Source organism: Coprococcus sp. TM115-187, from assembly GCF_027679115.1.
GTDB lineage: Bacteria > Bacillota > Clostridia > Lachnospirales > Lachnospiraceae > Allocoprococcus > Allocoprococcus comes.
In genome coordinates, this window is the sequence record NZ_JAQEKS010000027.1 from 1 (window position 1) to 13,079 (window position 13,079).

Genomic DNA, 13,079 nt, shown 5'->3' on the forward strand with positions numbered 1-13,079 from the left:
TTGCCATGCCTCGCAAATCCGCATAAATACTGAATGTGTGGAGTTTTGCTCATGGCTATCCATCAACATCAAGGAGGTTATTATCATGAATCAGAACAAAGCTTTGGAACTTACAAAAGATATCGCAACTGACATTATCGGAGGAATCCTGATCGCTGTCGGTGTCTATAATTTTGCTGCCGCCGCAAAATTTCCGATGGTAGGGGTAAACGGAATCGCCCTGATCTTTTACCAGTTGTTTGGACTGCCGATCGGTACTGTTGCCCTGATTCTTAACATCCCGATCGCCATCTGTTGTTTTCGGCTTCTGGGCCGCAGATTTTTCCTGAATTCAGTCCGGACGATCATTATTACTTCCATAATCATGGACGTGATCGCACCGCTGTTCCCGGTTTATCAGGGTGACAGACTTCTTTCTGCCATCTGCTGCGGTGTCCTTTCCGGACTTGGTTATGCAATGATCTATATGCGGGATTCTTCAACCGGAGGCTCTGACTTTATCATGATGTCGATCAAAGCACTGAATCCTCACCTTTCCCTTGGAAATATTGCATTTGCACTGGATGCAGTAATTGTGATCCTCGGAACCGTAATTGTATCCCGTGACGTGGACAGTCTGATCTACGGTCTGATCGTCAGCTATCTGCTCTCTCTTGTTATGGATAAAGTTATGTACGGAATTGATGAAGGAAAGCTTGCCCTGATCGTAACCGATCCCGAGCACAGTACTGAAATCTGCTTCAAAATCGATGAAGTTCTCGGACGCGGCTCTACAATTTTAAATGGTATGGGAAGTTATTCCAAAGATGATAAGCACATCATAATGTGCGCCTGCAACAATAAGCAAATGTACGGAATCCGCAAGCTGATCAAAACGATTGATCCAAAATCCTTCCTTGTAATCATGGAATCGAATGATGTAGTGGGTGAAGGATTTAAAGATGAGTAAATTGCGGTCAGCTTTTTCAGACAGCTAAGCAAATCATCCGTATCACTTGTTGGACACTTTGCATCAAAAATAGAATTCCTGATAATAAAAACCGGAGGCTCATGTGTCTTTTTACACAAGCCTCCTGTTTTTCTATAATCTGCCAAGCCAATACTTCGCTTTTATACACACTCTGATTCCCTGTCCTTTTTTAAGTCCGGCTCTTCCTATGAATTCAGATCTTCTGTGATTGATTTAAGGTTCATGAAGTTTGTCAGATAATCTGCTGTACCAGTCTTCGCATCTGTTCCGGACATGTTAAATCCACCAAATGGATGCTGAAGTACAACTGCTGCTGTAGATTTTCTATTAAAGTATAAGTTACCTACCTGGAATTCTACTTTTGCTCTCTGGATATTTTCACGTGTCTCACTGTATACAGATCCTGTCAGACCATATTCTGTCTGGTTTGCTACATCAAGTGCTTCATCAAAAGAATCTACTTTGATAACAGCAAGGACTGGTCCAAAGATTTCTTCATTGGCAATTCTCGCATCTCTCTTGATATCGCGGATTACAGTAGGATCGATATAATATCCTTCTGCGTCACTGTATGTACCACCGAATACAACATTTCCTTCTTTACGTCCGATCTCGATGTAATTTGTAATGCTGTTATAAGCGCCCTGGTTGATAACCGGTCCCATCGTTGCATTGCTTTCGCCTGATCCCTGGTTTGCCTTCAGTTCTGCTGCGCATTTTACAACTTCATCTACAAACTCATCATACACATCTGCCAGAACAATTGCTCTTGAGCATGCAGAGCATTTCTGTCCCTGGAATGTAAATGCAGAGCTTGCAACTCCATTTGCTGCTTTCTTGATATCTGCTGTTGAATCTACGATAATTGCATTCTTTCCACCCATCTCAGCCACAACACGTTTAATCCATCTCTGTCCGTCAGCGATCTTGGCTGCATGTTCATTGATTCTGCATCCAACTGCTTTTGATCCTGTGAAGTTTACAAATCTTGTAAGCGGATGTTCTACGATGAAGTCACCAATCTCAGATCCTGATCCTGGAATGTAACTTACTACGTCAGCCGGAATACCAGCTTTCTGGCAGAGTTCTACGAATTTGTATGCAACGATCGGAGCGTCTGAAGACGGTTTACAGCAGATCGTGTTACCGGTAACAACTGCCGATACGATCATTCCACCAAACAGTGAGAGTGGGAAGTTCCATGGAGAAACAGCCACACCTACACCGATCGGGATGTAAACGCATTTTGTAAGTTCATCTGTAGGAACCAGTTCTTTTCCTTTTTCCAGATTCTGGATATGCATTACATAAGAATTGATAAAGTCAAGCTGTTCGCAAAGTTCTCCGTCAGCTTCTCCCCAGTTCTTTCCACTTTCAAGGACGTTCCATGCATCCATGATGAAACGGTTCTCGATCAGAAGTGCTGCAAGTCTTCTTAATACACGTACTCTTTCTTCTACAGATGTAAGGCTCCATTTTTTGAATGCTTCGTAAGATGACTTGATTGCCTCGTCAGCCTGTTCTTTGCTGCATGAGCATGCATATCCGAGTACTTCCTTTGTAGCCGGTGACACAGAAGCGATCTTCTTTTCTGTCTCAACTTTCTTTCCACCGATGATCAGCGGGTAAACAGCACCTGCTTCTGCATGAGCCTGTTTGAATGCTTCTTCTATTTTCTTTTTATTTTCTTCCAATGTGAAATCAACTTCTACTGCGTTTTTAAATCCTGTAAGCATGTACTTATGTCCTCCTTGAACTATGGTCTGTAAATTGTTTATTATTGTAACAGCAAATTTTCCCCACGTCAATATGTTAAAGTAAAAAAATGTATTTTCGTATACAATTATACCGTTTATATTTTAACAAATAACTTGCATATTTTCGTTCTATTGACATTTTATCTCAATTGATATAAGATATTATTTAAATTGTTCTTTTTAGAACCATTTTTCAAGTGACTGCGCTCAGCGCGAGAATGTGTCAAGGCACATTCTTTTTTATTAAAAAACGGAGGTGTATGGATGAACATTACATATCTGCTTGTATTAATGCAGCGAATTGGTAAAATGCATGAACAGAAGTTGAAAGAATTATGCCGCCAGTATGATCTCTCGCTGATCGAGGCTAAGATCATTGCTTTCTTACATAATAACCCCACAAAAGATACCGCAGGTGATATCGCCGAGCTAAGGATGCTCTCAAAAGGGAATGTATCCCAGGCAGTTGATCTTTTATGTCAGAAGGGGCTTCTTTCAAAAACAGCAGACCAGACGGATCGCAGGAAAACGCATCTTTCCCTGCTGCCATCATGCGAAAATGTTACCGGAGCAATCGACACGTTCCAGTCTGCTTTTTACCACAATCTGTTTGACGGATTTTCATTAGAAGAATTCCAGATGTTCGCCTCGCTGAATGAACGTCTGGCATCAAACGTAGCAACTATTTATCACAAAGGAGATTATTAGACATGAACAAAGACAAAGATTTTCTGGGTACTGAACCCGTCGGAAAGCTGATGTTCCGGCTGGCGCTTCCGACGATCACCGCACAGCTCATCAATATGCTGTACAACATTATTGACCGTATTTACATCGGACACATTCCTGGTAATGGGGCACTTGCCCTTACCGGAGTCGGTGTATGTATGCCACTGATTATGATCATTTCCGCTTTTGCCGCACTGGTTGGAGGCGGTGGTGCACCGCGTGCTTCGATTGAAATGGGAAAAAATGATCTTAATACTGCAGAACATATTCTGGGTAACTGCTTTTTCCTGCAGATTCTGATTTCTATAATCCTGACAGTCATCCTGCTGTTTGGTAACCGTACTTTTCTTCTTGCCTTCGGTGCCAGTGAAAATACGATTGAATACGCTGTAAATTATATGAACATTTACGCTGTCGGCACTATTTTCGTCCAGCTTACCCTTGGCATGAATATGTTTATCACCACACAGGGCTTTGCCAAAACAGGTATGCTCTCTGTTCTGATCGGAGCAGTGATGAACATTGTTCTGGATCCGCTGTTTATCTTTGCATTCCATCTGGGTGTCAGAGGTGCTGCGCTTGCCACAATTCTGTCACAGGCAGTCTCCTGCATCTGGGTTCTTTCTTTCCTTTGCGGAAAAAAGACGATCCTGCACATCCGGAAAAAGAATCTCATCCTGAAACCGGAGATTATTCTTCCTTGTGTCGCTCTCGGGCTTGCCACATTTATCATGCAGGCTAGTGAGAGTATCATCTCTGTATGTTTCAACTCTTCTCTGCTGAAATACGGAGGAGATATCGCAGTTGGTGCCATGACGATCCTCACCAGTGTCATGCAGTTCGCAATGCTGCCACTGCAGGGTCTTGGACAGGGTGCACAACCAGTCCTGAGCTATAATTACGGTGCAAAAAACAGAGATCGTGTAAAAAAAGCTTTCAGGCTTCTTTTAACAGCAAGCCTCTGTTATTCCACAATTCTGTGGGCATTTATTATGCTCTTCCCTCAGGTGTTTGCAGAAATGTTTACTTCCGATTCTGCACTGCTTGGTTTTACTAAATCAGCACTCCGGATTTACTGTGCCTGCCTGCTGCTTTTCGGAATCCAGATCGCATGCCAGATGGCATTTACATCATTCGGAAAAGCAAAGGCTTCGATTGCTGTCGCTGTTACACGTAAATTTATCCTGTTGCTGCCACTGATCTATCTGCTGCCGCATATTCTGACCGGGAACAAGACCAATGCAGTGTATATGGCTGAACCGATTGCAGACTTCCTGGCTGTATCCTTCACGACAGTTTTGTTTACGTTTCAGTTCAGGAAGGTGTTGAAAGAACTTGAGGGGTAGTTGCAAGAGGGCATAAAAAATAATCCCTGGTAGCTGCTAAGTTGCACGAACCATTCCAACGAGCCTTTCAAAGCATCAATTGTGTCAGCAATGGCTTCCACAATTGATTAAGTCTCGTTTCCATCGTGCAAAGACGCATCTACCAGGGATTATTTTTTATTTACGTTGTTGACTGAGTTTTACTTCTTTGACCGGGTGTTGAACTGGAGCCATAAACAATGGGATATATATTCAAATAGATTTACTCTTTACCCTAATTTAATAGGCTTAGGCCTCCTGACCGTCAGCGAGCCTGGTTTCTTCTTCCGGGAATAATAGACCAAAAATCTTTCTTACTAATGGACCGGCGAAGCAGAGCTGCCAGAAGAATGCCATCGGGAAGTTGATTACTGTGGTCTGGAACCAGACGGATATGAACTGGGTTCCCGCATTCTTGAAGAGCAGGGTTGCTGCAAGGCTCATAAGTGGACACATTCCGATGATGGATACTACGGAAATGGCGATCACCAGGTGAAAGTTATTATCTCTTTCCAGATTAACAATGGAAAATGCTTTTTTCTTTGCAAATGGTCCGATCAGGAAAAAATCAAGGATGAATGCAATTGGTCCCATAATGACCAGCTCGTGGAATGCATTTAAAAATACCTGGTTGTTCATTCCTCCTACGTTGAGAGCAATGTTGTAACAGATCATGGTATAAACCATCACGAACACCATGATAATTGTGAAAATAACGTCTTGAAATTTGTTTTTTGGCATAAAAATATCCTCCTTCATAATAAGCGTAACAGAAAATGTGTTGTTCGTTCATCATTCCGGAGGAATGTATCGTTTCCAATATAACCGAGATTCTATTCTTTTTTCTATATGGCATATGCCAGACAACGCCATATCAGCAAGGTTTATAATACCTCAACTCTTTAAAAACAGTCAAGTATTTTTTCAGATACATTGAATCATTTTTATCTCTTTTTTCCAAATAAAGAACTCCATACCGTCAGGATCGCTCCTGCAAAAAGAGCCAGATCCGAGAGATTAAAAGTGATATCCGAGAGTTTCCTGTTCTTTGTTTTCAGAGACAGATAATCGACCACATAACCTCTTTTGAAACGGTCATAAGTATTACCAACTGCTCCGCCCAGCATCAGCGATGTTCCAAGCTTTGCCAGTTTGCGTCCCGGTTCTTTCCAAAGAAGGTGCTCCCAGAAAAACAGGATTCCAAGTGCTGCCGCCGACATGCCTTTTACCAGCTTTGGTCTGCAATCCAAATGATTCATCATCAGACCTTTGTTGTGGACTTTGCGGTAGATTCCTTTTCCCTTCCAAATCCGGCGTTCTTCCCCGTCTCTTACATTTTCTTCAGTATATTTTTTAATTCCAAGATCGCACCCGGCAACAAAAGCTCCGGTTAAAATGCTCAGGATTTCCATAATTATTCTCCTTTGATTCGCGCGATTTCCTGCTCGCATACCTCTGTCTGTTCTTCACGCTTTTCGATTGCTTCGCAGAGTGCGATAAAATCGGTATCTGAAATCCGCTTTCCTATTGTATCAAAAAAATCACTCATTTACTTTTTCCCCTTTCGCATCTGCGTATTTTTCAAAACCGCCTGATCTGCTCAAAAGTACGGTAAAGGTTCAATGCTCCATATCCCCATTCCTGGTTCGGATAATTCATGTCTGTCTTCCGTGAAGCTCCCAATATCAGCAGATTCTTCATCTGTGATGCATCCAGATTCACTCCATGCCTATCCAGCCACTCCATAAAAAGTGCCAGTGCTCCGGAAGTGATTCCAACTGCTATACTGGAACCAGACCTTGCAACAAACTGCCCCCTTAAATTGATCCCTGTCACATTGATCCCCGGCGCAGCAAAATCCGGTTTGATTCTGTTATCTCTAGTATAACCTCTTCCCGAACTGACTGCAATGCTATTTTCCTTTCCATTATAGTACGCTGCACAGACCACCGCCCCGGTATCCCCTGGTTCCATCACCGTATATTCCGGATTTGCACGGATAAAATAGACATTTCCCGTCAGAAACTCTTCCATTGGAAGCCAGATATGAAAGATTCCATTCCCAAGCTCCAGTGTTTCCGGTATAATCTTCCAGATTCCGCTTCCCGGTCTGTCAAACTGAAAAAATGCCAGCTGCGCCCCGGTCGTCTCTACCAGAACCCGGTAATTAAATATTACCCTGGTCTGCTCGAATACAAACACATACTCTCCTATTCCCCGTCTGAGCGAGACCGGTCCTATTGTCTGTCCTGTTGGAGATTCGATAGAAAGTGCCAGAAGATTCGGAAGTTCTGTCCATAGTTCCATCACAAAGCCTCTGGTATTATTCCCTACATTGATCTCCACCGGCTGATTATTTTCCTGTTCCAGAATTCCCAGATAATGATGCCTTTTATCTGCCTCGTTGCCACTTCCGGTCACAATCCCGATTCCTTCGCTCGCCGCCACATTTTGTAGATACTCTGACAGGATTGAATATCCTCCATGTCCTCCAAAGCTTGTTCCAACTGCCAGACAGATCACCAATGGTCTTTTCAGCTCTTCTTGTACCTTCTGCAGATAAAAAACCGCCGCTACCAGATCATTTTCCTGATAGCATCTGGCATCACAGTCTACAAAATAGTACTCCCGTAAATATTCTTTTGCCTCCTTCAGCTTCACGATCACCATCTCTGCCTCCGGCGCTGCCCCGATAAACAGATTCTCCGGATTTGCCCCTCCGCATGCCACACTTGCAACAAAAGTGCCATGTCCGTCCGTATCAAATGACGGAACGGTTTCCTTTGGATTCTCGCTCTGGATCGCCAGATTGATTTGTTCCCTCGTATATTCACTTCCATATCCGATTTCCCGGGGCGCTGTTCCACTTTGTTCTTCCTGATCCCAGATTCGCCGGATCCTGGTCGAACCATCCAGATTCCGGAAAATGGGATCCAGATAGTTGATCCCAGTATCAATGATCCCAACTAGAACTCCTTCACCGCTTAATTCCAGACCAGTCAGATTCTGAACCGCAGCAATTCCCGCCTGTTGGATCGCTGCCATATCCAGTGTTGTATAGCACTTCGGAACCATTGTATACGGATAATCGCCAAGTGGCTTTTTTCTGTCTTCACTCTGGTCAATATAAAGAAGCTCAAAACCGTATTTTAACGGTATCCGGCATCCGTTTTCCAAAGGAAAATTTTCCCCGAGAGCACCGGTATCCCTCATCATAAAATCCCTGTATTCTTCCGACAGAATCTTTTCTTTACATTCTTCCTGTGGCATAACAATCCCTCATATATTTTCTTTTGGAAAATATATGAGGGATTGTTCTTTCTTATACTATGATACTGGACGGTTACGCATTTTGCACTCCATATCCATTCTTTATTCGGTACGTTTCTTTTCAATATCCTCGTAGAAGGAAGTCACTTCTTTTCCTTTTTCCAGGGTACTTACATTCGGACCGCTCTTGAATACGATTTTCAGAAGAATTGGTGTGATGATCGTTGTGATCACTACCACGATGATAACCGGTCCGAGGAAATTGCCGCCCATCATACCGAGTGCTTCTCCCTTGCTGGCAACGATCAGCGCAACCTCACCACGGGAGATCATTCCGACACCGATTCGTGCACACTGATAATTCTTATATCCACACATCTTCGCACCAAGGGCGCAGCCAACGATCTTTGTCAGGATTGCAACAATGGTAAGAACCACTGCAAAGCCTACAATTGCAGTACTCATCTTCGGAAGTTCTACCTTCAGTCCGATACTTGCGAAAAATACCGGTGAAAGCAACATATAAGACATGGTATCAAATTTCTTCAGCACGAAATCAGATTTACTTGTATTGGAAATGATCAGCCCTGCGATAAATGCACCGGTGATATCTGCAACACCGAAGAATTTCTCTGCCACATAAGCCATCAGCAGACAGAATACAAATGCCATGATCGCATGACGTCTGAGTCCCTTTTCCGCCTGATCTGTCCACTTTTTAAATACCTTGTAAAAGATAAATCCAATCACACCTGCAAATGCGAAGAATGCAACGATCTTCAGTAATACAACTGAAATCTTTACCGATTCATCTGCCATACTTGTTACCAGTGTCAGTGCAACGATACCAAGCACGTCATCAATGATCGCAGCTCCAAGAATCGCATTTCCGGATTTGGTTTTTAATTTACCAAGTTCTTTTAATGTCTCTACCGTAATACTTACGGAAGTTGCTGTCAGGATAACACCGATAAAGATATTCTGCAGAAATACGCTGCAGGATGCATCGGATGTGATCACACCTGGACGGTTAAAGAACATTGCAGTCGCATAACCGCCGATCAGTGGAACGATAACACCTATCAGTGCAATAACGAAGGATGCTTTTCCACTTGCCTTCAATTCCTGTATATCAGTTTCCAGACCTGCACAAAACATCAGCACGATAACACCGATCTCTGCAACGTTATGTATAAAACTTGTCTCTGTCAAGATCCCAAGCATCGCCGGTCCAAGAAGAACTCCTGCAAGAAGTGCCCCTACAACCTGCGGCATCTGTACCTTTCTGGTCGCAAGACCAAGTGCTTTAGTACAAAGTAAAATAATTGCAAGATCCAGTAAATACTTATAAGTCTCCATTCTCTCTCTCTCCTATTTATATCTTGTTTTTTTAGACACATTGTCTAATGTACACCTTTTAATACAATTTTTCAACAAAAAAATATCCGTAAATCTTAAATTTACGGATATTTCCCATTCTTTTTTTGTATGATCGCCATGTTTTTTTGATATATGAAGGTTATTGTTATACTCAGTGATGCTCAAGCCTTGGTACAGACTGGCTTCTCAGCTCGATCAGAGGTCCTCCGGTTCCTTCGATATATGCCTCCGTGATCGTCACTTCCCCGATGCTGTCATCCTTCGGAATCTCATACATAATATCCAGCATGAATTCTTCAATGATCGCACGCAGTGCACGGGCTCCGGTATCCTTCTTCATTGCCTTTCTTGCGATCGCATGAAGTGCACCATCATCGAATTTCAGATTGACCTCATCCAGTGCCAGAAGCTTCTGATACTGCTTGAGGATCGCATTTTTCGGCTCTTTTAATATCTGAACCATCATCTCTTCATCCAGTCCCTGAAGCGTAAATACGATCGGGAGACGTCCCAGAAATTCCGGAATCATTCCGAAGTTACGCAGATCTTCTGTTGTCACCTTCTCCAGTATTTTCTTATCATGATCATATTTGTCTTTCAGATCCGCTCCAAACCCGATAGAAGAATTCTTCATCAGTCTTTCCTTAATGATCTGCTCAAGATCCGGGAACGCACCGCCACAGATAAAAAGGATATTTTTTGTATTGACTGTAGTGAGCGGAACCATCGCATTCTTACTGTTAGCTCCTACCGGCACTTCCACTTCGCTGCCTTCTAACAGCTTTAACATTCCCTGCTGTACGGATTCTCCGCTGACATCTCTCTGGCTGGTATTCTTCTTCTTCGCAATCTTGTCGATCTCATCGATAAAGATAATTCCCTGTTCCGCCTTATCTACGTCGTTGTCCGCAGCTGCAAGGAGCTTTGATACTACACTTTCAATATCATCCCCTATGTAGCCGGCCTCGGTAAGAGAGGTCGCATCTGTAATTGCAAGCGGCACATCCAAAAGTTTTGCCAGTGTCTTTACCAGATACGTCTTTCCAGAGCCGGTAGGTCCGATCATCAGCATATTGGATTTCTCGATTTCAATCTCATCCATTGTATCCGTTGCCACTCTTTTATAATGATTGTATACAGCAACCGACATTACCTTCTTGGCGTATTCCTGTCCTACTACATATTCATCCAGTTTCGCTTTGATCTTATGCGGAGCAGGAATATCCTTGATATTCAGGATCGGTTCTTTTTCTTCTTCCGGCTTTTTCTTTTTCACACGCTGGCTCTTCGGGATCTGTGCATCCATATCTCCAAATCCCATCATCGGTCCCATGTTCATAAACTGGCTGTAATCCATCCCGCCAATATTCATATTGTTCATTGCATCAAAGCTTTTTTGCATACAGTCCGGACACACGCAGATGTTGTTCGGAAGATCGATCATCTTTCCGGTCACACTCTCCGGTCTGTGACAGATGAAGCAGACCTTTTCATAGCGGTCTTCATTATTTTCTTTTTTGTCTGTATTTTCTACCTCACCGGTTACTTTCTCAACTGTCTTGTCCTTCTGGTCATTTTCTGCCATTGGCTGGTCCTCCTTTTCTCGGTCGTATTCAGACGATTCCTCTGTCCTTCTTATTCGATTTCCACCCCTGCAAGTTCTATAAACTCTTCCTCTGAAATGATCGGCACTCCAAGTTCTTTCGCCTTTCTGTTCTTGGAAGAAGCAGACTCTACATCATTGTTGATCAGATAATTTGTCTTCTTCGTTACAGATCCGGTCACTTTTCCACCCATCTTCTCAACCAGTTCTTTTACCTCATTCCGGTTTGCAAAATGATTCACGCTGCCAGTGACAACGAAACTCATACCTGCAAATTTCTGTTCTTCTGCCATCTCTTCCGGCTGGATCTCCAGTTCTCCAAGAAGGAGCTTAAATTCCTTTTTTCTTTCCTCTGATACAAAATATTTTACAAATGCCGCCGCAAGCACCGGACCTACACCCTGGATATCACTCAGTTCTTCTTCAGATGCTCCTGTCATTTTTTCCACATCATTTTTAAAATGGCGACAGATCAGTTTTGCATTTGCAAGACCGATTCCTGCAATCCCAAGTCCATATACTACTTTAGCAAGGGTTGTACTTCTCGCCTTATCCACGCTTGCGATCAGGTTCGCATAGGATTTTTCTCCAAAACCTTCCATCGTCTGAATTTCTTCCTGATAGACATCCAGATGGAAGATATCTCTGTATTTGTGAATGAATCCTCTCGCAATAAATTTCTCCAGTGTTGCCTCAGAAAGCCCGTCAATATTGAGTGCATCCCTGCTGACAAACAATGCAAAGGATTTGATTCTTTTTGCCTGACACATCGGATTTGTGCAATACAACGACTTTGCATCATTCATCTGACGGATCTCCGTAGCTCCACCACAAACCGGGCAGACTTTCGGGATCTCAATATTGTCACTGCCGGTCAGATTCTTCGCGATCTGCGGAATGATCATATTCGCCTTATAGACTTCGATCGTATCCCCGATTCCCAGATGCAGCTCCTCCATAATACTTAAATTGTGTACACTTGCACGGCTTACCGTTGTTCCTTCCAGCTCTACCGGTTCAAAGATCGCTACCGGGTTAATAAGCCCTGTCCTTGACGGACTCCATTCAATCTCCAGAAGGTGCGTCTCGCGGATCTCATCTGCCCATTTGAAAGCAAAAGAATCACGTGGGAATTTTGCCGTTCTCCCAAGCGACTGCCCATACGCAATGTCGTCATATACAAGGACCAGACCATCTGACGGAAAATCATTTTCTACGATCTTTTCTGCAAAAAACGCAACCTTCTCATCCAGTTCTTCTCTTGTCACCAGATAATGCTCCACCACATCAAATCCCTGCTGTTCCAGCCAGTCAAGCTGTTCTTTTCTGGAATTGTGGAAATCCACATTTTCTGCACGTACCAGGGTAAATGCATAGAATTTTACGTTTCTCTGTGCCGTGATCTTGTTGTTCAGCTGGCGGACAGAACCACTGCACAGATTCCGTGGGTTTTTATATTTTGCATCCACGTCATCAATTTCTTCATTGATCCGCTCAAAATCTTTGTAACCGATCACCGCTTCCCCTCGCAGGATCAGTTCCCCTTTATACGGAATATGAAGCGGCACATTTTTAAATACTTTCGCATTATTGGTAATGACTTCACCGACTTCTCCATTTCCTCTTGTAACTGCCTTAAAAAGCTCGCCGTCACGATAGGTCAGAACAATCGTCAGACCATCCATCTTCCATGAGATCACAGCCGTCTGGTCTCCAACAAATTCCTTCAGCCTTGCCACTTCTTTTGTCTTGTCAAGAGAAAGCATCGGTGACTCATGACGTTCTTTCGGAAGCTCACTTAATACTTCATATCCTACATTCACAGTCGGACTGGAAGCCATAACGGTTCCCAGCTCTTCTTCCAGACCTTTCAGTTCATCATACAGCGCATCATACTCATAATTGCTCATAATTTCCTGCGCATCCTGATAATAAGCTTTTCCGGCTTTATTCAGAAGCTCTACCAGCTCCTGCATCCTTTTCATCTTATCCATATCCAAATCCAC

At 43.3% G+C, this 13,079-nt stretch carries 11 protein-coding genes; 3 read left to right on the forward strand and 8 right to left on the reverse strand.

The features are described from left to right. The first annotated feature begins 85 nt into the window (after nucleotides 1-85). The gene (locus tag PGW42_RS13525; protein ID WP_022220861.1) at nucleotides 86-949 is read left to right on the forward strand and encodes a YitT family protein; all 864 of its coding nucleotides are present in this window, start codon (nucleotides 86-88) and stop codon (nucleotides 947-949) included. Nucleotides 950-1,155: 206 nt separating this feature from the next. Here PGW42_RS13525 and PGW42_RS13530 read toward each other — a convergent pair whose 3' ends face one another. After that, nucleotides 1,156-2,706: an L-glutamate gamma-semialdehyde dehydrogenase gene (locus tag PGW42_RS13530; protein WP_270203237.1), complete on the reverse strand. Its 1,551-nt coding sequence runs from the start codon at nucleotides 2,704-2,706 to the stop codon at nucleotides 1,156-1,158. Nucleotides 2,707-2,991: 285 nt separating this feature from the next. Here PGW42_RS13530 and PGW42_RS13535 point away from each other — a divergent pair, with 285 nt between their 5' ends. After that, on the forward strand, nucleotides 2,992-3,435 hold the full coding sequence (locus tag PGW42_RS13535) for a MarR family winged helix-turn-helix transcriptional regulator (protein ID WP_173692541.1): 444 nt from the start codon (nucleotides 2,992-2,994) through the stop codon (nucleotides 3,433-3,435). A gap of 2 nt (nucleotides 3,436-3,437) precedes the next feature. Then, nucleotides 3,438-4,802 carry an MATE family efflux transporter gene (locus PGW42_RS13540; protein ID WP_270203236.1) on the forward strand — a complete coding sequence of 455 codons (1,365 nt, stop codon included), beginning with the start codon at nucleotides 3,438-3,440 and terminating at the stop codon, nucleotides 4,800-4,802. 267 nt (nucleotides 4,803-5,069) lie between these two features. Here the strand turns inward: PGW42_RS13540 and PGW42_RS13545 are convergent, their stop codons facing one another. The 7 genes from PGW42_RS13545 to ligA form a co-directional block, all read right to left on the reverse strand. Beyond that, nucleotides 5,070-5,561, reverse strand: coding sequence for a DUF2798 domain-containing protein (locus PGW42_RS13545; protein WP_117556807.1), 492 nt, complete (start codon nucleotides 5,559-5,561; stop codon nucleotides 5,070-5,072). Between the two features lie 203 nt (nucleotides 5,562-5,764). Beyond that, complete coding sequence (locus tag PGW42_RS13550; RefSeq protein ID WP_173686909.1) at nucleotides 5,765-6,232, reverse strand: signal peptidase II; 468 nt, start codon at nucleotides 6,230-6,232, stop codon at nucleotides 5,765-5,767. A gap of 2 nt (nucleotides 6,233-6,234) precedes the next feature. Next, entirely contained in the window at nucleotides 6,235-6,369 is a 135-nt protein-coding gene (locus PGW42_RS13555; protein WP_270203235.1) for a hypothetical protein, read from the reverse strand. Between the two features lie 32 nt (nucleotides 6,370-6,401). After that, nucleotides 6,402-8,090, reverse strand: a complete 1,689-nt coding sequence (locus PGW42_RS13560; protein WP_117835490.1) for a S8 family peptidase — start codon at nucleotides 8,088-8,090, stop codon at nucleotides 6,402-6,404. A 102-nt stretch (nucleotides 8,091-8,192) separates the two neighbouring features. After that, on the reverse strand, nucleotides 8,193-9,449 hold the full coding sequence (locus PGW42_RS13565; protein ID WP_117824175.1) for a cation:proton antiporter: 1,257 nt from the start codon (nucleotides 9,447-9,449) through the stop codon (nucleotides 8,193-8,195). 172 nt (nucleotides 9,450-9,621) lie between these two features. After that, nucleotides 9,622-11,055 carry an ATP-dependent Clp protease ATP-binding subunit ClpX gene (gene clpX, locus PGW42_RS13570; RefSeq protein WP_270203234.1) on the reverse strand — a complete coding sequence of 478 codons (1,434 nt, stop codon included), beginning with the start codon at nucleotides 11,053-11,055 and terminating at the stop codon, nucleotides 9,622-9,624. Between the two features lie 50 nt (nucleotides 11,056-11,105). Beyond that, nucleotides 11,106-13,067 (reverse strand): NAD-dependent DNA ligase LigA, encoded by a 1,962-nt coding sequence (gene ligA / locus PGW42_RS13575; RefSeq protein ID WP_118217452.1) that lies wholly within the window; start codon nucleotides 13,065-13,067, stop codon nucleotides 11,106-11,108. Between the last annotated feature and the right edge of the window lie 12 nt (nucleotides 13,068-13,079).